The following is a 26679-nucleotide window of genomic DNA, read 5'->3' as shown; positions in this document are numbered from 1 at the left end:
GAAGACTTCCGGATCCGGTTTATTTATCGAATTAACGCTTTTGGTTCAAGATATGCTTCAAGACCAATTATTCCAAATTCCCTGCCTATTCCTGATTGTTTAAATCCTCCAAAAGGCGCCATGGGATCATGGCCTATTCCGTTTATTTGCACGCGTCCGGCATTTATTTGTGAAGCAACTTTGTGAGCTCTTTTTTCATCTGATGAACTTACATAAGCTTGTAATCCATATGTGGTATCATTTGCGATTTCTATTGCTTCTTCTTCGGTTTTGTATGTTATAATAGACAAAACAGGCCCGAAGATTTCTTCTCTTGCAATTCGCATTTGATTGTTTACATTTACAAAAACAGTTGGTTTTACAAAATTTCCTTTTTCTAATCCTTCAGGTTTTCCTAATCCACCAATTAAAACTTCGGCACCTTCATCAATACCTATCTGAATGTAATTTTGAACACGTTCGTATTGTTTTGCGCTAACCATTGGTCCAACTGCTGTTGTTTCGTTTTTTGGGTCTCCAACAATAGTGTTAGAGAGGACTTCTTTTATTATTTTTTTGACATCTTCAAGTCGGTTTTCGGGAACTAATAATCTGGTTCCGGCAATACACGCTTGTCCGCTATTCATATAAGCGGCGATGACAGCAAGCGGAATTGCTTCTGAAAAATTAGCATCGTCCAGAATGATATTAGGTGATTTCCCACCAAGTTCCAATGTGACTCTTTTCATGGTGTTGACAGCTTCTTTTGCGATAATTTTTCCAACATTGGTGGAACCTGTAAACGAGATTTTGGCAATATCAGGATTGCGGCTTATTTCTGCGCCAACTATTTCGCCCAATCCGTTAACGATATTAAAAACGCCTTTTGGTAATCCTGCTTCATGAAGGCATTCTGTGATTAATTGCGTTTGCTGTGCGCTCATTTCACTTGGTTTTATTACAGATGTACATCCTGCTGCGATTGCGGTGGATAATTTGCTGCAAATAAAAACATTGCTGGAATTCCACGGAATAATTATTCCAACCACGCCAATTGGGGTCATCTGAACTTCGGACTTTCCCATTGTTTTGGTAAAATCATAGGTATCTAATAAGTTGATTACGGACTCAAAACCTTTTAGCATGTAAGCATAGCTAATTGTTGCAAATTGTTTTGTTCCTCCGTACTCTTCAATCATTACGTTAATGAATTCTTCTTTTCTTTTTTCGATAGAAGTCTGAATGTTTTGTAAGTATTGAATTCTTTTTGTTATTGTGGTTTTAGAAAAAGTTTTAAAAGCTTCTTTTGCTGCTGCTATAGCTTTTTGTGTGTCTTTTTGATTTCCTAAAAGTACTTTTCCCAGTTGTTCGTTTGTTGTAGGGTTTATTAAATCAAAATATTCAGTCCCTTCAGGAGTAATAAACTCTCCGTTAATGTAAATCTTGTCTATTGTTTTCATGTTGTATTATTTATGATTTTTATTTGACAAAGATCTGGATTAAGAATGCTGTTGACTTTGTTGTGAAGTTCAAAGTAGCTTTGTTGAAAAGCTCATAAAAAAAAGTTGTTTTGTAGAGAATAAGACTAGTTGGGCATAAAAAAGCCTCTCGATTAAGAGGCTTCTGAGTGAGATATGTGAGGTTTTAGATTTTAAAAGTTATGACTGGCTTTACGGCGTGATTTACTAATCCTTCGCTTATGCTTCCGTTAAAAAAGTGAGCAAAACCGGTTCTTCCGTGTGTACACATTCCAATAATATCTGCATTGATGCTGTTTGAAAAGTTGATAATTCCTTTTTCTATATTGGTATCGTTATAAATGTGGGTTTTGTAGTTGGTAAGATTGAATTCGGACGCAAACTCATTCATGGCTTTTTCTACTACATGAGTTGGTTTAAAGCTGTTTGGTGTGCAAATTGTTACCAAGTGTATTTTTGATTCGAAGAATTTGGTGAAATTTAAAAGTTTTTGAAAAGGTTTTTTTGCTTCATCTGAAAAATCAGATGCGAAAACGATATTTGATGCATCAAAATTTGTTGCGTCTTTTTTAATTACTAAAACAGGAATTTCGGAATTGCGAACCACTTTTTCGGTATTCGATCCTATTAATAGCTCTTCAATTCCTGAAGAACCGTGAGATCCCATTACAATTAAATCAACATTGTAATCTTTGCTTACTTGTGAAATACCGTGAATTGGCTTGTCCATTTTTACAATTTCCGTCACGGGAATTCCGTCTAAATACGGTCTTGATGAAACTTCGTCAAGCATTTCATTGGCTTTTTTCATGAAAAGCATTGTTTCAGGAATGCTTGCGCCTCCCAGTACTGCGTCGTTCATTTGGCTTGGCAGTTCAAGCATGTGTAAAACGATGATTTCGGATCCGTTTTTTTTAGCAATTTGAGCAGCGACTTTAAGGGCGTCTTCTGCATGTTCAGAGAAGTCAGTAGGTACTAGAATTAGTTTCATAATTTTTTGGGTTAAATAATGTGAAATTCTGTTGTTTTTATGCTCTCATAAAGATAAGAAATATTTTTAGAGCAATGTATTTATTTTGATTTATAAAAAAAACACTATATTTGCACCGTTATTTATTAAAATCTAAATAATGAGGGGACTAAGTGTCCCCTCTTTTTATAAAATTATGACATTTAAAGAAAAAGTAAACGGATTAATTACGGAGGCTCTTTTAGATAAGCCATCAATCTTTTTGATTGATCTGGCTATTTCAGACTCTTTCAAAATTAGTGTAGGTTTAGATGGAGATAATGGAGTGGCGCTGCAGGATTGTATTGATGTAAGTCGTGCAATCGAGAATAATCTGGATCGTGAAGAACAGGATTTTTCGCTTGAAGTCGCATCGGTTGGAGTAGGATCACCATTGAAAATGACAAGGCAGTACAAGAAAAATATTGGTAGAACATTGATTGTTACTACAAATACTGAAAAAATTGAAGCAGAATTAGTGGAAGCTAACGATGTTTTTATAATTTTGTCTTGGGAAGCAAGAGAACCGAAAAAAGTAGGAAAAGGAAAAGAAACAGTTCAAAAAGAGCAACAAATACCTTATACAGAAATTAAAGAGGCAATTGTTACAGTAACATTTTAATTAAAGAATTCGCATGGAAAATTTAGCATTAATCGATTCATTCTCAGAGTTTAAAGATAATAAACTTATTGATCGTGTAACGCTTATGGCAATTTTAGAGGACGTGTTTAGAAATGCATTAAAGAAAAAATACGGTTCTGATGATAACTTCGATATTATTATTAATCCTGATAAGGGAGATATGGAGATATGGAGAAGAAGAGTAATTGTTGCTGATGAAGATCTTGATTTTGAGAACGAAGAAATTACGTTAACAGAAGCTAGAATGATCGAAGCGGATTTTGAAATTGGTGAAGAAGTTTCTGAAGAAGTTAAATTGATTGATTTAGGAAGAAGAGCTATTTTGGCATTGCGTCAAAACTTAATATCTAAAATTCACGAACACGATAATACAAATCTTTATAAACAATTTAAAGATATTATTGGTGATATTTATACTGCCGAAGTGCACCATGTTCGCCCAAGAGTTGTAATTTTGGTCGATGATGAAGGAAATGAAATTGTTCTTCCAAAAGAAAAACAAATTCCATCTGACTTTTTCCGTAAAGGGGATAACGTTCGCGGAATCATTGAAAGCGTTGAATTAAAAGGAAATAAGCCTCAAATTATCATGTCAAGAACTTCTGAGAAGTTTTTAGAGAAATTATTTGAACAAGAAATTCCGGAAGTTTTTGACGGTTTGATTACAGTGAAAAATGTAGTGCGTATTCCTGGTGAAAAAGCAAAAGTAGCGGTAGATTCTTATGATGACAGAATTGATCCTGTTGGAGCTTGTGTTGGTATGAAAGGATCTCGTATTCACGGAATTGTTCGTGAATTAGGAAACGAAAATATCGACGTAATAAACTATACAAGTAATATTCAGTTGTTTATTACAAGAGCATTAAGCCCTGCAAAAGTTTCTTCAATCAAAATTGATGAAGAAAACAAAAGAGCTGAAGTATTCTTGAAATTAGAAGAAGTTTCTAAAGCAATTGGTAGAGGTGGTCATAATATAAAATTAGCGGGTCAGCTTACAGGTTACGAGCTGGATGTTATCAGAGAAGGTGATGTTGCTAGTGGCGAAGATGATGACGTTGAATTAACTGAGTTTTCAGATGAAATTGAAGGCTGGGTTATCGAAGAATTTGCAAAAATTGGTTTGGATACAGCTAGAAGTATCTTAAAACAAGAAGTAGAAGATTTAGTAAGAAGAACAGATTTAGAAGAGGAAACTATTCTTGATGTTATGAAAATACTAAAAGAAGAGTTTGATAGCTAGTTATCTGCTCTAACAACACAACGAAAAAGGTAATAATAAAAAGGTTATATGTCTGAAGAGAGAGTAATAAGAATAAACAAGGTTTTAAGGGAATTAAATATTTCGTTAGAAAGAGCTGTTGATTATCTAAAAGATAAGGGAATTGCTATTGATGCAAATCCAAATGCGAAAATTTCTGATAGCGAATTTAATATCCTACAAAGCCAATTTGCGGGCGATAAGGGGAATAAAGAAGCTTCTAAGGAAGTGGGGGAAGAGAAAAGAAAAGAAAAAGAAGCTTTACGTGTAGAGCGTGAAAAAGAAATTGAAGACAAACGCAGACAAGACGAGGAACGCCAAAAACAACAAGAGGTTATAAAAGCGAGAGCTGTTGTAACCGGACCTGTTCAGGTTGGTAAAATTGATTTAAATCCTAAGAAACCTGCAGTTGTTCCTACTCCTGTTGAGGAGCCTGCTAAAGTTGAAGAACCGAAAGTAGTTGTTGCTCCAACTCAACCAGAAAAACCTGTTCAAAAAGAAATTGTACAGCCTGAGCCAGTGGTTCCTGTAGTTTCTGAAGAGAAAAAGGTAGAAAAACCTATTATTACTGAGAAAAAAGAAGTGAAAGAAGTAAAAGTGGAGTCTCCTAAAGTTGCTCAGGAACCAGTTGTTTCAACTGATCCAACAACTGCAGAGGAAACTATTACTACACAATATCAAAAATTATCAGGAACTACCCTTACTGGGCAAACGATTGATTTATCTCAATTTAATAAGCCTAAGAAAAAGAAGGAAGATCCAAAAATTACTCCTAATAAACCAGGAGCTCCGGGAGCCGGAAATAACGCTAATAAAAATAAGCGTAAAAGAATTGCTCCTAAGCCTGGCGCACCGGGTGCACCAAAACCTGCTACAGGAAATGCACCGGGAACTCCAAATCCTAATAAAATTACACCAAATACTGGTGGTGGAGGTTTTAATGCTAACAGAAGTGCAAGACCAGGTTTTGTAAAAGGAAATCGTCCTGCAATTGTTGCAAAAGTTGAGCCTACTGAAGAGGAAGTAAAAAACCAAATTAGAGAAACTCTTGAAAAACTTCAGGGGAAAGGTGGAAAATCAAAAGCTGCTAAATACAGAAGAGATAAAAGAGATACGCACCGTCAGAAATCTGATGAGGAGCAAAGAGCACTTGATGAAGGAAGTAAAACTATTAAAGTTACTGAGTTTGTTACTGTAGGTGAAATTGCTATCATGATGGATGTGCCGATTACTAAAGTAATTGGAACTTGTATGTCTCTTGGGATCATGGTAACCATGAACCAACGTTTAGATGCTGAAACATTAACTATTGTAGCCGATGAATTTGGTTATGAAGTTGAGTTTATAACAGTTGATATCGAAGATGCTATTGAGGTAATCGAGGATAAAGAAGAAGATTTAGTTGTTAGAGCGCCGATTGTTACTGTAATGGGTCACGTCGATCACGGTAAAACATCTTTACTGGATTATATTCGTAAAGAGAATGTTATCGCTGGTGAGTCTGGAGGTATTACACAACATATTGGAGCATACGGAGTAACTTTAGACAATGGTCAGAAGATTGCATTCTTGGATACACCCGGTCACGAGGCGTTTACCGCGATGCGTGCGCGTGGAGCTCAGGTTACCGATATCGCAATTATTGTTGTTGCTGCGGATGATGATATCATGCCACAAACAAAAGAAGCAATTTCTCACGCTCAAGCGGCGGGAGTGCCAATTATATTTGCAATCAATAAAATTGATAAACCAAATGCTAATGTTGAGAAAATCAAAGAGCGTTTGGCTGGAATGAATTTACTTGTTGAAGATTGGGGTGGAAAAATTCAGTCACATGATATTTCTGCAAAAGTTGGAACAGGAGTAAAAGAATTACTAGAAAAAGTTTTATTAGAAGCTGAAATTTTAGATTTAAAATCTAATCCAAACAAAGCTGCACAAGGAACAGTTGTAGAAGCGTTCTTGGATAAAGGAAAAGGATACGTGTCAACAATTTTAGTTCAACACGGAACTTTAAAAGTTGGAGATTATATGTTAGCCGGTAAACATCATGGTAAAATTAAAGCCATGCATGATGAAAGAGGGCATATTGTTAAAGAAGCCGGTCCTTCGACTCCGGTATCAGTTTTAGGTTTAGATGGTGCTGCAACTGCAGGTGATAAGTTTAACGTTTTTGAAGATGAAAAAGAAGCAAAACAAATTGCATCTAAACGTTCTCAATTAATGCGTGAACAATCTGTACGTACACAACGTCATATTACACTTGATGAAATTGGTCGTCGTATTGCACTTGGTCAGTTTAAAGAATTGAACGTGATTCTTAAAGGAGACGTTGATGGATCTGTTGAAGCTTTATCAGATTCATTCTCTAAACTTTCTACAGAAGAAGTTCAAATTAATATTATCCATAAAGGTGTTGGTGCAATTACTGAAACTGACGTTATGTTGGCTTCTGCATCTGATGCGATCATTATTGGATTTAACGTTCGTCCTGCTGGAAATGCGAGACAACTTGCCGATAAAGAAGAAATCGATATCCGTTACTACTCTATTATCTATGCAGCTATCGATGACTTGAAAGATGCGATGGAAGGAATGTTAGCTCCTGAGATGAAAGAGGAAATTTTAGGAACTGCTGAAATTCGTGAGATTTTCAAAATTTCTAAAGTAGGTTCTATTGCAGGATGTATGGTTATGGATGGTAAAATCATGAGAACTTCTAAAATTAGAGTTATTAGAGAAGGAGTAGTAGTGCATACGGGTGAACTTGTTGCATTGAAACGTTTCAAAGATGATGTAAAAGAAGTTTCTAAAGGTTATGATTGTGGTATTCAAATTAAAGGTTACAATGACATTGAAGAAAGAGATGTTATTGAAGCTTACCATGAAGTTGCAATTAAAAAGAAATTGAAATAAGATTCAATAATTATATTTTAAGTCCCAATGAAAATTGGGACTTTTTTTTGTGTGCTATTTTTTTTGATTTAGTAAAAAGAAACTTGCGTAATCTGTTTGAGAAAATACTGGAATTTATGATTTTGTGTATGTGTTTCAATTTATAATTTGAAACCAGAATATAAGATGTTTTTATGTTTTGCAATGCAGTTATTGATTTCTTTGTGTTGCTTTTATTTTTAAGTTAATTTTTGCTAACTAAATTTTTTATGAGATTGAAAATATTTTATATTATCAACAGACTTGTAAATAAAGGTTTTAAGTCGGAAAGTGCTTTGCGTACATTTGCAAACGTTGAACAGCTAAAAGAAATAATGCCTGATTTATTGCATGGATATCTAAACGAAAATGAGATGCCTGACAGTTTGAAGTTTTTGCAGCCTCCGCCAGAACATCTGTCAAAGGCATTTAAATTTGATTTAGAATATGCTAATAAAGCTATAGATTCTAATGATAAGATTCGGATTATGCAGGCGGCTATTGATGCGAATTTATCATTTCCTGCTGCAGTAAGGTCTTTTGAATCTACTTTGGGAGTTGAGATTAGTGAAGTAAAAACACCCAAGCTTTATTTGTTGATGCGTAGGGTAATGACAGATGCGGGATTATCTACTTATGCCGCTAAGAATTATTATAATCGTGAGCGTCCATTTGTAGTCACAAATACAAAAACTTGTACTCCTGAACAAGAAAAAACATTGCGTAACGTTGGTTCTTTTCCTTCTGGACATGCAGCTGTTGGATGGGCGTGGGCATTGATCTTCAGTGAGATTTTCCCATATAATAAGAAGATGACTTTAAAGCGTGGTTATGATTTTGGTGAAAGTCGTATTGTTTGTAATGCGCATTGGCACAGTGATGTAGAAATGGGTAGGGTAATGGGGAGTGCAACCGTAGATAGACTTCAGGATAATTTAGCCTTTAAGGAAGATTTATCAGTAGTAAAGGAAGAGGTACAAATGATTTTAAATGAAATTGCAGACAATAAGAAATAATTGCCTTATTGGGTTAGCTATTTTCTTTCTATTTTTTTTGTTTTTAACTATTTTTATCTTGTTTTTTAAGTTGCTAAACTCCATTTTATTTCTGTATTAAAGGTGTTATGATAGCTGATTGTTTTATGCATAAACTGAGATTTAGATCTAATTGTTCTATTGAAGTTTTTTTAAACAATTCATGTAAACTATTTCTATGTGAATAAATGAAGATCAAAAAAAAACAACTCAATTAGAGTTGTTTTTATTGGTGTTATTGTAATTTGAAATTATTTGCCAGGTTTGATTAAAAAGACGCTTTTGTATCTCTTTTTTATCTCCGCTAAATTACGTTCTGCTTCTATTCTTGTTTTGAAATTCCCAACCATTACTTTGTAGTTTGGGGTATTAAAAATTATGGTTCCGTCAATATTGCTATATTCCCTTTTAAAATCCGATAACGTTTTCTTTGCTTCTTCGCTTTTGCCGCTAAAGATTTGGATTTTATAAGTATCGTTTGTGTTTATTGACGTGTTAATTTTACGTTTGTCGTTGAGTAGTTGGTCAAATTTAGGGTCTTGATTTAGTGTTAAATTTTGGTCTTGAGCATGAATATTATATGCTAAAGTAAACATTGATAATGTTAAGAAAACTCTTTTTGAAGGGGTTAAAATTCTCATAATGTGATGGTTTTTATGCAAAAATAGTATTTAAAATTTGTGTGGAAAATATTGATATTATTTAGAATTGATATAAATTGATATTTAAGAGTATTTTAAGGTTTTGAGAATAGTTCATAAGTCGTATTTTTGTGCAAGTTTTAAAAGAAGGTATTAGTTTTTCGTTGATTTGATATAGAAAAAATCATACCAAAAATTAGTAGATAATTATTATACTATATGAAAAAGGTGGGTAACCATAATTCGATCTCAAGAAAATTACTTCTTAGCTTATCGCTAACGTTAATTTTCTCCCTAACTTCATTTGCTCAAGATGCTGCTGCTCCGGCGGCGCCTGAAGCTGCTGCTCCGGCTGCTGCTGCAGGTGGTGATCCAGTAAAAGGGAAAGAACTTTTTAATGCAAATTGCGCTGCATGTCACAAATTAGATGCTAAATCAACTGGCCCTGCCTTAAGAGGTGTTGCTGGTAAACATGATATGGCCTGGATTTACAAGTGGGTGCATAACAGCTCTGAAATGATTAAATCAGGAGATGCTGTTGCAGTTAAATTATTTGAAGAAAACAATAAGTCTGTAATGACTTCTTTTCCTCAATTGTCTACAGGTGATATTGATAATATTATCGCTTATACTTCTCAGCCAATACCTGAGAAGCCTGCTGGGGCTGTTAGTGCATTGCCAACAGGTCCTCAAGAAGGTGGAAGTGGAATTTCTAATAACATTATTTTAGGAGCTCTTGCTCTTGTAATGGCGATTTTAGTTGTTATGTTGTTCATGGTGAACAAAGTGTTAACTAAAGTAGCAAGTAATAATGGTATTGTAGTTGCTCCAAAAGAGGCTAGAACTCCAATCTGGAAAGCTTTTGCTAAAAACCAATTTTTAGTATTAGTTACTTCTATATTTTTGCTTTTGGCAAGTGGTTATTTTGTGTATGCATACTTAATGCAAGTAGGTGTTGATCAAAATTATGAGCCAATTCAGCCAATTCACTATTCTCATAAAATTCACGCTGGAGACAACGAGATCAATTGTAAATATTGTCACTCTGCTGCTCGTGTAAGTAAAAACGCTGGTATTCCTTCTTTGAATGTTTGTATGAACTGTCATAAAAATATTTCTGAAGTTGCTGAAACTACTGCTACTGCTGAATACAGCAAAGCGTTTTATGATGCTCAAATACAGAAATTGTATGATGCAGTTGGTTGGGATAAGACTAAACAAGCTTATACCGGAAAAACGCAGCCTGTAAAATGGGTTCGTATTCATAATCTTCCTGATTTTGTTTACTTCAACCACTCACAACACGTTAATGTTGCCGGAGTTGAATGTCAAACTTGTCACGGTCCTGTGCAGGAATTTGAGATCATGAAGCAATATTCTAAATTAACAATGGGATGGTGTATTGATTGCCATAGAAAAACTGATGTTAAGATGGAAGGAAATGCTTACTATGATAAAATTCATGCTGAACTTTCTAAAAAATACGGTGTAGAAAAATTGACTGCAGCGCAAATGGGAGGTTTAGAATGCGGTAAATGCCACTATTAATCGAATTATTAAGATTTTAATATTTATATACAATGTCATCAAACAAAAAATACTGGAAAAGTGTTGAAGAACTAGAGAATAGTTCTATTGTTGAGGCGCTTAGAAATAACGAATTTGTTGAAGAAATTCCTACAGAAGAATTCTTAGGAAATGCAGATGCTTTAGCTTCATCTGGAACTTCACGTCGTGACTTTTTAAAGTACGTAGGATTTAGTACTGCAGCTGTTACGCTTGCAGCCTGCGAAGGTCCTGTTCACAAGTCTATACCATATGTGTTACAACCGGAACAAATCATTCCTGGTGTTGCTGATTATTATGCAACTACTGTTTTTGATGGTTTCGATTTTGCTAACTTATTAGTAAAAACTCGTGAGGGTCGTCCAATTAAAATTGATAACAATACTATTTCCGGATCTAAGTTTTCAGCCAATGCTAGAATTCATGCATCTATCTTATCATTATATGATAGTATGCGTTTGAAAGAGCCTAAATTGGATGGGAAAAATGGTAGCTGGTCTGCTGTTGATTTGAGAATTAAATCAAGTCTTGCTGAAGCAAAAGCAAAAGGTGGACAAGTAGTATTGTTGACAAATACTTTAGCGAGTCCGTCTACTGAGAAATTAATAGGGGAGTTTATCGCTAAAAATCCTAATGCAAAACATGTTGTTTATGATGCGGTTTCGTCATCTGACGCATTAGATGCATTTGAAACAGTATACGGAGAAAGAGCTCTTGTTGATTATGATTTTTCAAAAGCTTCTTTAATTGTTTCTGTTGGTGCTGATTTCTTAGGAGACTGGCAAGGTGGTGGATATGATGCAGGATATGCTCAAGGTAGAATTCCGTCAGGATCTAACGGAGCGAAAAAAATGTCTCGTCATTTTCAGTTTGAATCTAATATGACATTATCCGGAGCTGCAGCTGATAAGCGTATTCCTATGGGAATTGCAGATCAAAAACAAGCTTTGGTTCAAATCTATAACATTATTACAGGATCTTCTGTAGCTGTTTCTTTAGATGCTAAATTTAAAGCCGAAGCGGTTAAAGCTGCTCAGCAATTAAAACTTGCAGGTTCTAAAGGAGTTTTAGTTTCAGGACTTGAAGATAAAAATGCTCAGTTATTAGTTTTAGCTATCAACCAAGTGTTGGCTAGTGAAGCTTTTAATACTGCAGGTACAAGACAAATTAGAAAAGGTTCTAATGCAATTGTATCTCAATTGATAAAAGATATGAATGCTGGAAGTGTTCATACCTTAATCATGAGCGGCATTAATCCAGTTTATACTTTAGCTGATTCAGCTTCTTTTGTATCTGGATTGAAAAAAGTAAAAACATCAGTTGCTTTTTCTTTAAAAGAAGATGAAACTGCATCAATAACTACAATAGCTGCTCCGGTTCCTCATTATTTAGAGGCTTGGGGAGATGTTGTAATTACAAAAGGAACTTATAGTTTGACTCAGCCAACTATTCGTCCTATCTTTAACACAAAACAATTTCAAGACGTTTTATTATCGTTAAATGGAACTCCTGGAAATTTCTACGATTATATTAAAGCTAATTCAGCTTCTATTATTGTAGGTTCTTCTTGGAACAAAGTTTTACATGATGGTGTTTTTGTCATTGGTTCATCTGCGTTATCTGCTGGATCTGTTGATTTTACTGCTGCTGCAAGTGCTGTTGCAAAATCAAAATCTGCTGGAGATTTCGAATTAGTATTGTATACTAAAACAGGTATGGGTGATGGACAACAAGCAAACAATCCTTGGTTGCAGGAGTTCCCAGATCCAATCACAAGAGTATCTTGGGATAATTATGTAACTGTTTCGAATGCTGATGCTAAAAAATTAGGCTTAACAAATGAAATCGTTGCAAACGGAGGTTTAAACGGAAGTTATGCTACAATTACTACTGCTGATGGCTTAAAATTAGAAAATGTTCCTGTGATTGTTCAACCGGGACAAGCTGTTGGTACGGTTGGTTTAGCATTAGGTTATGGTCGTAAGGCTGCCTTAAAAGAAGAAATGGTAGTAGGTTTAAATGCTTACTCATTATATAAAAACTTCAATAGTGTTCAGTCTGTTTCTATTGCGAAAGCAAATGGAGTTCATGAGTTTGCTTGTGTTCAGGGACAAAAAACATTAATGGGAAGAGGAGATATCATTAAAGAAACTTCTCTTGAAATTTTTAATACTAAAGATGCTGAACATTGGAATGAAAAACCAATGGTATCTTTAGATCACCAGGAAGTTGAGGCTACAACTGTCGATTTATGGGAATCATTTGATCGTTCTACAGGACATCACTTTAACCTTTCGATTGACTTAAACGCTTGTACAGGTTGTGGAGCATGTGTTATTGCATGTCACGCTGAAAACAACGTTCCGGTTGTAGGTAAAGCAGAGGTAAGAAGAAGTCGTGATATGCACTGGTTGCGTATTGACAGATATTACTCTTCTGAAAGTACTTTTGAAGGTGATAATGAAAGAAAAGAGAATATCGCTGGTTTGTCTAGTTCATTATCTACATTTAATGAAATGGAAAAAGCAGGAGATAATCCACAAGTTTCTTTCCAGCCAGTAATGTGTCAACACTGTAATCACGCACCATGTGAAACAGTTTGTCCGGTTGCTGCAACTTCTCACGGTCGTGAAGGTCAAAATCATATGGCATACAACAGATGTGTTGGTACTCGTTATTGTGCAAACAACTGTCCGTATAAAGTACGTCGTTTCAACTGGTTCTTGTATAACAAAAACAGTGAATTCGATTACCACATGAATGATGATTTAGGACGTATGGTATTAAATCCAGATGTAAACGTTCGTTCTCGTGGAGTTATGGAAAAATGTTCTATGTGTATTCAAATGACACAGGCGACTAAGCTAAAAGCTAAAAATGAAGGTCGTCCGGTTGCTGATGGTGAATTCCAGACAGCATGTTCAAATGCTTGTTCTTCAGGAGCAATGATATTTGGTGATGTTAATGATGCTGAAAGTAAAGTTGCTAAATTAGCTGCTGATGATAGATCATACCACTTATTGGAGCATGTTGGAACAAAACCTAATGTGGTTTACCATGTTAAAGTTAGAAATACTTAGAATAAATTATTAATTAAGAAACATATAAAGGATTATGTCGTCTCACTACGAAGCACCCATTAGAAAACCTTTAGTTATAGGTGATAAATCTTATCACGATGTAACTGTAGATGTAGCCGCCCCTGTTGAAGGGCCGGCAAACAAACATTGGTGGATTGTATTTTCAATCGCATTAATAGCCTTCCTTTGGGGGTTAGGTTGTATAATTTACACCGTATCTACCGGTATTGGAACATGGGGATTAAATAAAACAGTTGGTTGGGCCTGGGATATCACGAACTTCGTTTGGTGGGTTGGTATTGGTCACGCCGGAACATTAATTTCTGCGGTATTATTACTTTTCCGTCAACGTTGGAGAATGGCTATTAACCGTTCTGCTGAAGCTATGACTATCTTCTCGGTAGTTCAGGCAGGTTTATTTCCAATTATTCACATGGGTCGCCCATGGTTAGCATACTGGGTTTTACCTATTCCAAATCAATTTGGATCATTATGGGTAAACTTTAACTCACCGCTGCTTTGGGACGTATTCGCAATTTCTACGTACCTTTCAGTATCATTGGTTTTCTGGTGGACTGGTTTGTTGCCTGACTTTGCAATGCTACGTGATAGAGCAATAACACCTTTTAATAAAAGAGTATATTCTATCCTAAGTTTTGGATGGAGTGGTAGAGCTAAAGACTGGCAACGTTTTGAAGAAGTATCTCTGGTATTAGCTGGTTTGGCTACACCTCTTGTACTTTCTGTACACACGATTGTATCGATGGACTTTGCTACTTCTGTAATTCCGGGATGGCATACAACAATTTTCCCTCCGTACTTCGTTGCCGGAGCGGTATTCTCAGGGTTTGCAATGGTAAATACATTGTTGATCGTTATGAGAAAAGTTTCTAACCTTGAAGCTTATATTACACTACAACATATCGAGTTAATGAATATTGTAATCATGATTACTGGTTCTATTGTTGGGGTAGCATATATCACTGAGTTGTTTGTGGCTTGGTATTCAGGTGTAGAATATGAGCAATATGCGTTCTTGAACAGAGCAACCGGACCTTACTGGTGGGCGTATTGGTCAATGATGACTTGTAACGTTTTCTCTCCACAGTTTATGTGGTTCAAGAAATTAAGAACAAGTATCATGTTTTCATTTATTATTTCGATTGTAGTAAACATCGGAATGTGGTTTGAAAGATTCGTAATTATTGTTACTTCTTTACATAGAGATTACCTTCCATCTTCTTGGACAATGTTTTCACCAACATTTGTTGATATTGGAATTTTCATCGGAACGATTGGTTTCTTCTTTGTATTGTTTTTATTATACTCAAGAACATTCCCTGTAATTGCTCAGGCAGAGGTAAAAACAATTTTGAAAGGAACAGGAGATAATTACATTAGAGAAAGAGCAAATAAAGACACACATCATGAGTAATAAAGTAATATACGCCATTTATAATGACGATGATATTTTGATGGATGCAGTAAAGAAAACCAGAGCTGCTCATCATCATATTGAAGAGGTTTTTACTCCATTCCCAGTTCACGGATTGGATAAAGCTATGGGTTTAGCACCAACAAGATTAGCAATTTGTGCTTTCTTATACGGATGTGTTGGTATTTCTGTTGCAACAACCATGATGAGTTATATCATGATTCATGACTGGCCACAAGATATTGGAGGTAAACCAAGTTTTAGCTTCATTCAGAATATGCCTTCATTTGTTCCAATTATGTTTGAAATGACAGTATTTTTTGCTGCTCACTTAATGGTTATTACTTTTTATATGAGAAGTAGATTATGGCCATTCAAACAAGCTGAGAATCCTGATGTAAGAACAACAGATGACCATTTTTTAATGGAAGTTGCTGTAAATGATAACGAAGCAGAACTAGTTTCTTTTTTCGAAGGTACAGGAGCTGTTGAAGTTAAAGTAATTGAAAAGAATTAATTGTAGCTATGAAAAGGATATATAAAATAACACTTTTAGTTGGTATAACTATTTTAGTTTCATCTTGCCACAATAATTCGGCACCAAACTATCAGTATTTCCCAAATATGTATGAGTCTGTAGGATATGAAACCTATTCAGAAGCAAAAGTATTTAAAGGTGGAAAAGAAGGACAGCTTCCTGCAGAGGGAAGTATCAATAGAGGTTTTGAGCCTTATGAATATGAAAATTCAACTGCTGGTTATGAATTGGCTAAAGCTAATTTAAAATCACCTTTGGATTCTATCGAAAGAAATTCCGGTAAAGGAAAAGAACTTTTCGAAATTTACTGTATCAGTTGTCATGGTGCAACTGGAAACGGTAAAGGTAAATTGGTTGAAAGAGAAAAATTTCTTGGAGTACCTAGCTATAAAGACAGAGAAATCACTGAAGGAAGTATCTTTCATGTTGAAACTTATGGTTTAAATGCAATGGGTTCACATGCAAATCAATTAAGTGCCCACGAACGTTGGTTAGTTGCTGACTATGTTCTAAAACTAAAAAGCCAATTATAATTGTTGAACAAACTGATCGTAATAGATATGTATACATTTTCAAGTAAATTAAAAACTTTTTCTATCATCCTAATGGCCCTTGGTATATTAGGAATTGGATATGGTTTTTTAACTGCTCCTAAAGATATTCAAGAAGTTGAAAAAATTCTAGCTGCAGATGCACATGGTTCTCATGATGCTGCGCATGAAGCAACAGCAGAAACTTCTCATCAAGAAGCTGGACACCACGAAGCTGCTGAAGCTTCGCATGAATCGCACAAAGGGGGCGAGCATGAAACAGTAAATGCTGCTGATGAGCACAAAGAACATTTAACGCATGTATTGCACCAATTGCAAAATAAGCCTTGGTCAGCTTTATATGTTGCTTGTATTTTCTTCTTGCTACTTTCTATGGGAACTTTAGCATTTTATGCTATTCAACAAGTTGCTCAGGCAGGTTGGTCTCCGGTTTTGTTTAGAGTTATGCAAGGAATCACAGCTTATTTACCTGTAGGTTCAGTTATTTTCTTTATTATTTTAATTCTTTGCGGATTACACTTTAATCATATATTCGTATGGTTAGGTGAAGGGGTTACAGATCCTACTCATGCAAATTATGATAAAATTATTGCTGGTAAAGCGGGTTATTTAAACTTTACTTTCTGGATTATTAGAGCTGCTATATTTTTAGTAGGTTGGAACTTATATCGTTACCAATCTAGAAAAAATTGTTTAGCTCAGGATGAAGCTAATGATGATCTATACTACAAAAAGAACTTCAAGTTAACTGCTGGATTCTTAGTATTCTTTATCGTATCTGAGTCTATTATGTCTTGGGATTGGATTATGTCATTTGATCCACACTGGTTCAGTACTTTATTTGGATGGTATGTTTTCGCATCTTTCTTCGTAAGTGGTATTACTGCTATTGCATTAGTAACGGTTTACTTAAAATCTAAAGGATATTTAGAGTATGTAAATACAAGCCACATTCACGATTTAGCTAAATTTATGTTTGGTATTAGTGTTTTCTGGACTTATTTATGGTTCTCTCAATTCATGTTAATCTGGTATGCTAATATTCCTGAAGAGGTAACTTACTTCGTAACAAGAATTCAATTATACAATTTACCATTCTTTGGTGCTGTGGTTATGAACTTTGTGTTCCCATTATTAATATTAATCAATACAGACTTCAAACGTCTTAGCTGGGTAATTGTAATGGCTGGTGTTGTTATCTTACTAGGTCACTACGTAGATTTCTTTAATATGATTATGCCTGGTACAGTTGGAGATAAATGGTTTATTGGAGTTTCTGAAATTGCATCTATACTTTTCTTCTTAGGTTTATTTATTTTTGTAGTGTTTACTGCATTGACTAAAGCTCCTTTGTTAGCAAAAAGAAATCCTTTCATTGAAGAAAGTAAACATTTTCATTATTAATATTTAAAGAAGTAAACAGATGACAAGTTTGTTGGTAATTATAGTTTTAGTTTTATTAGCAGTTGCATTGTGGCAATTGACCAAGATATTTGATCTTACTCAAGTGGGATCTTCTTCGGACGATTCTCAGGTTGCATCAGATAATGATAATAATATTCAGGGATATGTGATGTTTGGCTTTTTAGCTTTCATATATATATTTACGATTTACGGTTTACTAAAATGGGGTAATTTAGCACTTCATACTCCTGCTTCAGAGCATGGACTTTTAGTAGATAACTTAATGAATATTACTTGGGTTTTAATTTTTGTAGTACAATTTATTACACAAGGTTTATTATATTGGTTTTCTTTTAAGAACAGAGGACATAAAGATAAAAAAGCATTATTTTTTGCTGATAGTAATAAATTAGAAGCAATTTGGAGTATTATTCCATCTGTAGTTTTGGCTTGTTTAATTCTTTATGGATTGTATGCCTGGAACAATATCATGTTTGTTGATAAAGACGAGGATGTAATTGAAATAGAATTATATGCACAACAGTTCAAATGGACTGCAAGATATGCAGGTAATGATAATGTTTTAGGAAAAGCTAACGTACGTTTGATTGAAGGTGTCAATACTTTAGGTGTTGATATGTCTGACAAAAATTCAGCTGATGATATCGTAGTTTCAGAATTGCATATTCCAAAAGGTAAAAAAATACATTTCAAAATGCGTTCTCAAGACGTATTGCACTCAGCTTATATGCCTCACTTTAGAGCGCAAATGAACTGTGTTCCGGGAATGGTTACTGAGTTTGCTTTTATCCCGACTTATACAACTGCTGAATACAGAGAGTTGCCATTTATGGTGGAGAAAGTTGCAAACATCAACAAACTTAGAGCTGAAAAAAGCGTTGAGTTGGTTGCTAAAGGAGGTACAGCTTTAGATCCTTACACATTTGATTATTTATTATTATGTAATAAAATTTGTGGAGCTTCTCACTACAACATGCAAATGAAAGTGGTTGTTGATACTCCGGAAGATTATAAAAAATGGTTAAGCGAAAAGACTACTTTAGCTCAGGATATTAAAGCGGCAGCAGCTGCTAAAGCACCAGCTGAAGGAGCAAAAGCTACTACAGATAGCACAGCTAAAGATACTGTTAAAGCGGTAATTGATACTGTTAAAGCAGCTATAGCTAAAGTTGCTATGAAATAATATTTATTAAGAAAATTTAAAGTACACATATATGTCAGCAGAAGCGCACGATCACGATCACGGACACGATCACGAGCACGAACATCATCATAAAGACACGTTCATTACTAAATATATCTTTAGTATTGATCATAAAATGATTGCTAAGCAATACTTAATTACCGGTATCATTATGGGTATTATTGGTATTGCAATGTCCTTGCTTTTTAGAATGCAATTAGCATGGCCAGAAGAGTCTTTCAAGATCTTTAATGTTTTATTAGGAGATAAATTTGCACCTGATGGTGTAATGGCTAATGATATTTATTTGGCTTTAGTAACAATTCACGGTACCATCATGGTATTCTTTGTACTAACGGCTGGTTTAAGTGGTACTTTTAGTAACTTACTTATTCCACTTCAAATTGGAGCAAGAGATATGGCGTCTGGATTTATGAATATGATTTCATACTGGTTGTTTTTCTTATCTGCTGTAATTATGTTGTCTTCTTTATTTGTTGAAGCTGGACCAGCTTCTGCAGGTTGGACAATTTATCCTCCATTAAGTGCTTTACCACAAGCGATTCCAGGATCTGGAACAGGTATGACTTTATGGTTAGTTTCAATGGCTATATTTATTGCATCTTCTTTAATGGGATCTTTAAATTATATTGTAACTGTTATCAACTTAAGAACTAAAGGAATGTCTATGACCAGACTTCCACTTACAATCTGGACATTTTTCGTAACAGCTATTATTGGTGTTATTTCATTCCCGGTATTGTTATCTGCTGCATTATTATTGATTTTTGATAGAAGTTTTGGTACTTCATTCTTTTTATCTGATATTTATATTGCTGGAGAGGTTTTACATTACCAAGGTGGTTCTCCAGTATTATTCGAACACTTATTCTGGTTTTTAGGACACCCTGAGGTTTATATTGTAATCTTACCTGCAATGGGACTTGTTTCTGAAATTATGGCTACGAACTCTCGTAAACCAATCTTTGGATACAGAGCGATGATTATGTCAGTTCTTGCAATTGCATTTTTATCTACAATTGTTTGGGGTCACCACATGTTTATTTCAGGTATGAATCCTTTCTTGGGATCTGTATTTACCTTTACTACTTTATTGATTGCGATTCCATCTGCTGTAAAAGCGTTCAACTGGATTACAACTTTATGGAAAGGTAACTTACAATTCAATCCTGCTATGTTATTCTCTATCGGAATGGTTTCTACTTTTATCACTGGAGGTTTAACCGGAATTATTTTAGGAGATAGTACTTTAGATATTAACGTTCACGATACATACTTCGTAATTGCTCACTTTCACTTAGTAATGGGTATCTCTGCACTTTACGGAATGTTTGCTGGTATTTACCACTGGTTCCCTAAAATGTACGGAAGAATGTTGAATAAAAATTTAGGTTACATTCACTTTTGGGTAACAGCAGTTTGTGCTTACGGAGTATTCTTTCCAATGCACTTTATCGGATTAGCTGGTTTACCAAGACGTTACTATACAAACACGAACTTCCCATTATTTGATGATTTACAAAATGTGAATGTTTTAATTACAACATTTGCTCTTGTAGGAGGTGCGTTCCAATTAGTATTCTTGTACAACTTCTTTAGTAGTATTTTCTACGGTAAGAAAGCAGTACAAAATCCATGGAAATCTACAACATTAGAGTGGACTACTCCGGTAGAACATATTCACGGTAACTGGCCAGGTGAAATTCCTCACGTATACCGTTGGCCATATGACTACAGTAACCCAAATCACGATGTAGATTTTGTACCGCAAAATGTACCAATGAAAGAAGGTGAAGAAGTTTTACACCACTAAAAATATTTAAAAAAGACCATCTGAAAAGATGGTCTTTTTTTTTTATATAAATTCCAAATTCGAGTTGAGTTTAACGTCGTATTGGAATTTGTAGTTTTAAAAAATTGAAATTTGGTTTCCTTTTATTTAAATTTTATCTATTTTACAAACTGATTACTTTGTCTATCTTTGTAAAATGAATGAGAACCTAGATCCCACTACAAATGGGTACAATCCAGAAGAATTAGATCTTGAAAAAAGATTACGTCCGCTGTCATTTGATGATTTTGCCGGACAAGATCAAGTTTTAGAGAATTTAAAAGTTTTTGTTGCAGCAGCCAATCAACGTGGTGAGGCTCTTGATCATACACTTTTTCATGGTCCTCCCGGATTAGGTAAAACTACTTTGGCTAATATATTGGCCAATGAACTTGAAGTTGGTATTAAAATTACTTCCGGACCAGTTTTAGATAAGCCTGGAGATTTAGCCGGATTGCTTACAAATCTTGATGAAAGAGATGTTTTGTTTATTGATGAAATTCATCGTTTAAGCCCAATTGTTGAAGAGTATTTGTATTCTGCAATGGAAGATTTTAAAATTGATATCATGATCGAGTCTGGACCAAATGCCAGAACAGTACAGATCAATTTAAACCCCTTTACATTAATTGGAGCCACAACTCGTTCAGGATTATTGACTGCACCAATGCGTGCACGTTTTGGAATTTCATCCCGATTACAATATTATACTACAGAACTTTTAACTACAATCGTAGAAAGAAGTTCTTCTATTCTTAAAATGCCAATCTCATTAGATGCTGCTATCGAAATTGCAGGCAGAAGCCGTGGAACTCCTCGTATTGCAAATGCATTGTTGCGTCGAGTACGTGATTTTGCACAGATAAAAGGAAACGGAACTATCGATCTCGAAATTGCTCGTTATGCATTAAAAGCGCTTAATGTAGATGCGCATGGACTTGATGAAATGGATAACAAAATATTGTTAACTATCATTAATAAATTTAAAGGAGGACCTGTTGGACTTTCAACTTTGGCAACTGCCGTTTCTGAAAGCAGTGAAACAATTGAAGAAGTTTATGAACCGTTTTTAATTCAGGAAGGTTTTATTATGCGTACACCACGCGGACGCGAAGTAACCGATAAAGCATATAAACATTTAGGAAAAATTAATACTAATATTCAGGGTGGATTATTTTAAATTCTATCAAAATGTCTGAAAATAGAAAATATAATTACCCGAACAGACTTTCGATATTGAGATTTTTTCTGGATGCAGAAGGAGTACGTAAAAATCCGATTCCTTTTCATAAAAGGTATTTTGATAAATTTGGCGATTCTTTTTCTCTCAAAATTGGTTTTTCTAAACATATAATTTTATCAAGAGATAATGAGATTGCTCAATATATCTTGCAGAAAAATCAAAAGAATTATCATAAATCTAAATTTCAGTCTGTTTATCTTTCAAAGTATTTAGGAAAAGGTCTTTTAACGGTAGATGGGGATTTTTGGCTTAAGCAAAGAAGACTGATTCAGCCAGCTTTTCATAAGCAAAAGATGAATCAATTAGTTGAAAATATGAATGAGACTATTGCTTCAGAATTAAAAGATTTACTGGAAGAAAAACCAATTGATCTTTTTCCTGTAATGAGTCAGTTGGCTTTTAATGTGGTGGCGAAGTCATTGTTTCAGCTTTCAATTTCAGACGAAAAATTAAATAGAATAAAATTTATTATTGAAGAAGTCCAGAATTTTTTGATCAAAGAAATTAGACTTCCGCATAAAGCATGGTGGTTTTCATTAAGCGGACAAGTAAAAAAACATCTAGAACTTGCTGAAGAAAATAATAGTATTATTCAGGAAATTATTGAACAAAGAATTACTTCGAAAGAAGAAATTAATGACTTGCTCAATATGCTTTTGGAAACCCGATATGAAGATACGGGAGAAGGTATGTCGGTTAAGCAATTAGTAGATGAAATTAAAGTGCTCTTTATCGCAGGACATGAAACTACAGCAAATGCTTTGACTTTTACTTTACATCTTTTAGGAAGAAACCCCGATGTACAACAAAGAGTTTTAGATGAGATTTTAGAGATAGAATCTCAAACTGAGAATATTGTGGAGCAGCTTCAAAAAATGACTTATACTAATGCAGTATTAAATGAATCTATGCGTTTGTATCCGCCAGCATGGATTACAGATCGACAAAATGTTACAGATGATATACTTGCTGGTTTTCATATAAAAAAAGAAACTCTTATCGGAGTTTCTTTCTACGAATTACATCGAAATCCTAAATATTGGCAAAATCCGGATGAATTTATTCCGGAACGATTTCTTGGCGAGCAGAAAAAACAGTCTATGCAGTATTTTTACCCTTTTGGCGCGGGACCAAGAATGTGCATAGGAGCGGGATTTGCTATTTATGAGATGTGTTTGACCATTGCTCAAATTGTAAAAAAATATGAGATTAAATCCAGTACTGATACTGTTCAGTTTAATCCTTTAATTACATTAAAACCGGTTGGTGTAGAAGTTTCATTTTCGAAAAGATGAGCATTAATGCAAAAGAAACATATTCGGAATTTATAAAATCAGAAGCAAAACGCCTCGGGTTTCTTTCTTGCGGAATATCTAAAGCTGGATTTCTGGAAGAGGAAGCACCACGCCTTGAAAAATGGCTCAATAACAACCATCATGGCCAAATGGCTTATATGGAGAATTATTTTGATAAACGTTTAGATCCAACTTTGTTAGTCGATGATGCAAAAAGTGTTGTGTCGCTTTTGCTCAATTATTATCCTGAAGAAACTCAAACTCAGGAAAGTTTTAAGATCTCGAAATATGCTTATGGTCAGGATTATCATTTTGTAATCAAAGAGAAGCTTAAAGAATTTTTGCATTCCATTCAGGAAAATATAGGAGACGTTTCAGGTCGTGCTTTTGTTGATTCGGCACCAGTTTTAGATCGTGCCTGGGCAGCTAAAAGCGGATTAGGTTGGATTGGTAAAAGTGGTAATCTGTTAACTCAAAAAGTAGGTTCTTTTTACTTTATTGCTGAACTTATACTTGATTTAGATTTAGAATATGATCATGCAACTACAGATCATTGCGGTTCCTGTACTGCTTGCATAGATGCTTGCCCGACGCAGGCAATTGTTGCTCCTCATATTGTTGATGGGAGTAAATGCATCTCTTATTACACAATAGAACTCAAAGAGAATATTCCTTATGAAATGAAAGGGAAATTTGATGAATGGATGTTTGGATGTGATACTTGCCAGGATGTTTGTCCCTGGAATCGATTTTCGAAACCTCATTCAGAGCCATTATTTAATCCAAATCCCGAATTACTTTCTTTTACTAAAAAAGACTGGATTGAAATTACAGAAGAAACTTTTCGGGCAGTTTTTAAAAATTCGCCTATCAAAAGAACCAAATTTGATGGTTTAAAAAGAAATGTAAAGTTTCTGGAATAATCTTTTGCTTTTATTTTCAGATTTTTAATCCCTTTCTTTTTATTATTTGTAAGATTTTTACGTTTTTATCTTCATAATCTGTAAATAATAATAATTCCCTAAAAAATTAAGAATTTTCTGTTGTTTGGTTATCAAATAGTTATATTTTTCACACTTCAACGTTAATTTTTACCGTTAAAAAGTGTAATTCAACGTTTATATATGTAGTTTGACGACTAAACTAGCTAGTACAGAGGTGTTTGTATACTTTCGCCGCTCCAAAAACTACTAATTTAACAGAGAGACAATTTGAGTCTTGCACCTATAACGATCTATGGTTCAAACACTACTTTATTTTTATGAAGATCTTGAAAATATTTTTTTCAGATTTTTAAAATCCATTCTTTCTATTTTATCGTATCTCCCATACATCCAATCGAATGCTAATGTTAGCGATTCAGTTTTGGGTATTTCTATTTTTAAATTCACAGTTGTCTATGCGTAACTTTACTTTTAGCCGATCTAAATTTTTTAGATTAAATTTCCTGGTTTTATTTTTATTATTTATTAGTTATAACGCATCAGCACAGTTTTATACAAAACATTACATTGCGCCTGCGCCTTGGCAATATTTTAGTAAAGCTAATGAGATCGTAATTGCAACGAATTCTACGTCAACCGTAAATATTACTGTAGCTAAGAGTGATGGTACTTTAGTTACGACACTTACAGCTACAAAAGGAGCTCCTGCAGTATATAGATTTTTAGGTAAACCAAGTGCGGCTCCTGCTTTTGCATTAAATACAGTTTTAACTGCAGCGGGATTAATTGTGACTGGGGATGCACCAATATCCATTAATTTAAGAAATGTCGCTTCAGATGCATTAGGTGGTGATGGTACAGATCAGGATATTAAAGGGAATGCTGCATTAACAAGTTTTGGTGATGCAGGAATTGGTATACGATTTAGAGTAGGATATTACAGAGACGGTTCTTTAGGGAATTTTAATGGTTATGGTGATCAACGTCCTATTTACAGTATTATGGCTATTGCAAATGGCACATCAATTACTATAGATGGTATTGTTAAGGCAACTTTAGATGCCGGTCAGAGTTATTTGTTTAAAGCACCAATAGGTACTTTGGTACAATCGTCTAATCCAACGGTAATGAATACTTCTGCTGCCATTGATACACCCGGAGGATGTGGGGACGGAGCTTATAATCAAGTACCTCCTGAATCAGTTTTAGGATCAGAATATTTTATTGAAAGAGGAAAAGGAAATGATACAGCAGAGCAAACTACTGTTGTGGCTACAAAAGATAATACAACAGTTACAGTTGACAGTTATTCAGCTACTGGAGTATTAACAAAAACAACAACTACAGTTTTAGCAACCGCTGGTAAATTTTTCACTTTTCTTAATGGTAATTCAAATACTAATTTTTCAGCTTCACGAGTTTCTGCAGATAAGAATGTAGCAGTGTATTCCGGTACAGCCCAATCCTGTGAGGTAGATATTTCGACAATTGCTCCCGTATCAGAATGTGGCGGGTCAAATTTTATAGAAACTGCTAAATTTAGAAATTACGGAACAGGTTCTTTACCTTATTTTGGATATATACTTTTAAAAGATGCGGCTGCTGTTGTGAATGTTAATGGAGTTAATATTGAAACAGTATCTGGTATTTCTCCGCGTCATCAATTAGGATCGACAGGATGGTATATAATTAATTTTGAAGATACCCAGATTGGAAGTCCAAATGTACTTTCCATATCAAGTTTAGCTAAATTAACAGTTTCAATTGTACAACAAGGAGGTGGATTCTCCATGGCAGGTTTTTTCTCAAATTTTGCGGCTCAGCCGGAAGATCCAACAATGACTTATGTTTCAGGAGGCGGATGTACTAATAATACAGCTACATTAACCACTCCTTCAGATTTTGCACCCTATCAATGGTATTTTAATGGTACAGCTATTACAGGAGCAAATTCAAATTCATATATCGCTACTAAAACAGGTTCTTATTCAGTAGCTTCGACTTTAGCATGTGGAGTTCAAACTCAATCTAAACCAGTAAGTGTTACTTTGTGTACAGATTTAGGTGTGACAAAAACAGTTGATAATTCAACTCCGTGTGTAGGTTCTAATGTCGAGTTTACTGTTAAGCTCAGTAACTTAGGCGTAAATAATGCAACAGGAGTTTCTGTAAATGATTTACTTCCTTCCGGATATAATTTCGTTAGTGCAACACCATCAGTAGGAAGCTATAATTCCGGAAGTGGAGTTTGGAGTATTGGAGATGTAAACGGAGGAATCACTGAAACATTAAAAATTATTGCAAAAGTAAACGCTACAGGAAATTATACCAACACAGCAGCATTGCCATCTACGACAACAGATAGTAATTTAGCAAATAACTCAGCTAGTGTTTCTACTACTCCTAATCCTTTGCCTACACTTGTTATTACTAATCCGGCATCAGTTTGTTCGCCATCAAAAGTTGATATAACAGCTTCTTCAGTTACTGCAGGAAGTTCGTCAAATTTAACTTTTACATATTGGACTAACTCAACTGCTACTACATCATATACAACACCAACAGCAGCTACAGCCGGAACATATTATATT

The 26679-nt window shown here is 34.7% G+C and carries 18 protein-coding genes and 1 pseudogene; 16 read left to right on the top strand and 3 right to left on the bottom strand.

Annotation, left to right across the window (positions count from 1 at the left end):
- Positions 1 to 23 precede the first annotated feature (23 nt).
- A complete protein-coding gene (locus RC62_RS15620; RefSeq protein ID WP_055096865.1) occupies positions 24 to 1439 on the bottom strand; it encodes an aldehyde dehydrogenase family protein in 1416 nt (471 codons plus the stop codon).
- 184 nt (positions 1440 to 1623) lie between these two features.
- Positions 1624 to 2448, bottom strand: a complete 825-nt coding sequence (locus tag RC62_RS15615; protein WP_055096863.1) for a universal stress protein — start codon at positions 2446 to 2448, stop codon at positions 1624 to 1626.
- A gap of 175 nt (positions 2449 to 2623) precedes the next feature.
- On the opposite strand from RC62_RS15615, the gene rimP reads away from it, so the two are divergent.
- From rimP to RC62_RS15595, 4 genes are all read left to right on the top strand, one after another.
- Positions 2624 to 3088, top strand: coding sequence for a ribosome assembly cofactor RimP (gene rimP / locus RC62_RS15610; RefSeq protein WP_055097735.1), 465 nt, complete (start codon positions 2624 to 2626; stop codon positions 3086 to 3088).
- Between the two features lie 13 nt (positions 3089 to 3101).
- Positions 3102 to 4349 carry a transcription termination factor NusA gene (gene nusA, locus RC62_RS15605; RefSeq protein WP_041516381.1) on the top strand — a complete coding sequence of 416 codons (1248 nt, stop codon included), beginning with the start codon at positions 3102 to 3104 and terminating at the stop codon, positions 4347 to 4349.
- A 48-nt stretch (positions 4350 to 4397) separates the two neighbouring features.
- Complete coding sequence (gene infB / locus RC62_RS15600; protein ID WP_055096860.1) at positions 4398 to 7283, top strand: translation initiation factor IF-2; 2886 nt, start codon at positions 4398 to 4400, stop codon at positions 7281 to 7283.
- Between the two features lie 248 nt (positions 7284 to 7531).
- Positions 7532 to 8317 carry an acid phosphatase gene (locus tag RC62_RS15595; protein ID WP_055096858.1) on the top strand — a complete coding sequence of 262 codons (786 nt, stop codon included), beginning with the start codon at positions 7532 to 7534 and terminating at the stop codon, positions 8315 to 8317.
- 269 nt (positions 8318 to 8586) lie between these two features.
- On the opposite strand, the gene RC62_RS15590 is transcribed toward RC62_RS15595, so the two are convergent.
- Positions 8587 to 8976 carry an SPOR domain-containing protein gene (locus RC62_RS15590; protein ID WP_055096856.1) on the bottom strand — a complete coding sequence of 130 codons (390 nt, stop codon included), beginning with the start codon at positions 8974 to 8976 and terminating at the stop codon, positions 8587 to 8589.
- A 219-nt stretch (positions 8977 to 9195) separates the two neighbouring features.
- Between RC62_RS15590 and RC62_RS15585 the strand changes: the two genes are divergently transcribed.
- The 12 genes and pseudogenes from RC62_RS15585 to RC62_RS15530 form a co-directional block, all read left to right on the top strand.
- The gene (locus RC62_RS15585) at positions 9196 to 10524 is read left to right on the top strand and encodes a c-type cytochrome (RefSeq protein WP_055096854.1); all 1329 of its coding nucleotides are present in this window, start codon (positions 9196 to 9198) and stop codon (positions 10522 to 10524) included.
- Positions 10525 to 10556: 32 nt separating this feature from the next.
- Positions 10557 to 13622 carry a TAT-variant-translocated molybdopterin oxidoreductase gene (locus RC62_RS15580; RefSeq protein ID WP_055096852.1) on the top strand — a complete coding sequence of 1022 codons (3066 nt, stop codon included), beginning with the start codon at positions 10557 to 10559 and terminating at the stop codon, positions 13620 to 13622.
- 34 nt (positions 13623 to 13656) lie between these two features.
- The gene (gene nrfD, locus RC62_RS15575; RefSeq protein ID WP_055096849.1) at positions 13657 to 15057 is read left to right on the top strand and encodes an NrfD/PsrC family molybdoenzyme membrane anchor subunit; all 1401 of its coding nucleotides are present in this window, start codon (positions 13657 to 13659) and stop codon (positions 15055 to 15057) included.
- Positions 15050 to 15574 carry a DUF3341 domain-containing protein gene (locus tag RC62_RS15570; RefSeq protein WP_025572651.1) on the top strand — a complete coding sequence of 175 codons (525 nt, stop codon included), beginning with the start codon at positions 15050 to 15052 and terminating at the stop codon, positions 15572 to 15574. The genes nrfD and RC62_RS15570 overlap by 8 nt, the downstream gene beginning before the upstream one ends.
- Before the next feature lie 8 nt (positions 15575 to 15582).
- Positions 15583 to 16128: a c-type cytochrome gene (locus RC62_RS15565; protein ID WP_055096847.1), complete on the top strand. Its 546-nt coding sequence runs from the start codon at positions 15583 to 15585 to the stop codon at positions 16126 to 16128.
- 27 nt (positions 16129 to 16155) lie between these two features.
- Positions 16156 to 17550, top strand: coding sequence for a hypothetical protein (locus tag RC62_RS15560; RefSeq protein ID WP_055096845.1), 1395 nt, complete (start codon positions 16156 to 16158; stop codon positions 17548 to 17550).
- A 19-nt stretch (positions 17551 to 17569) separates the two neighbouring features.
- A complete protein-coding gene (locus RC62_RS15555; protein WP_055096843.1) occupies positions 17570 to 18754 on the top strand; it encodes a cytochrome c oxidase subunit II in 1185 nt (394 codons plus the stop codon).
- A gap of 31 nt (positions 18755 to 18785) precedes the next feature.
- The gene (locus tag RC62_RS15550) at positions 18786 to 20588 is read left to right on the top strand and encodes a cbb3-type cytochrome c oxidase subunit I (RefSeq protein WP_055096842.1); all 1803 of its coding nucleotides are present in this window, start codon (positions 18786 to 18788) and stop codon (positions 20586 to 20588) included.
- Between the two features lie 175 nt (positions 20589 to 20763).
- Positions 20764 to 21786: a Holliday junction branch migration DNA helicase RuvB gene (gene ruvB / locus RC62_RS15545; protein WP_055096839.1), complete on the top strand. Its 1023-nt coding sequence runs from the start codon at positions 20764 to 20766 to the stop codon at positions 21784 to 21786.
- Positions 21787 to 21797: 11 nt separating this feature from the next.
- Positions 21798 to 23144: a cytochrome P450 gene (locus tag RC62_RS15540; protein ID WP_055096838.1), complete on the top strand. Its 1347-nt coding sequence runs from the start codon at positions 21798 to 21800 to the stop codon at positions 23142 to 23144.
- Complete coding sequence (queG, locus tag RC62_RS15535) at positions 23141 to 24067, top strand: tRNA epoxyqueuosine(34) reductase QueG (RefSeq protein WP_055096836.1); 927 nt, start codon at positions 23141 to 23143, stop codon at positions 24065 to 24067. The genes RC62_RS15540 and queG overlap by 4 nt, the downstream gene beginning before the upstream one ends.
- 476 nt (positions 24068 to 24543) lie before the next feature.
- A pseudogene (locus RC62_RS15530) lies at positions 24544 to 26679 on the top strand (DUF11 domain-containing protein); the annotation flags it as partial.

It is taken from the genome of Flavobacterium aquidurense (assembly GCF_001404985.1).
Classification (GTDB): Bacteria; Bacteroidota; Bacteroidia; order Flavobacteriales; family Flavobacteriaceae; genus Flavobacterium; species Flavobacterium aquidurense_B.
Note: the sequence above shows the minus strand (reverse complement) of the source record. Positions and strands in the feature narration are given on the sequence as shown.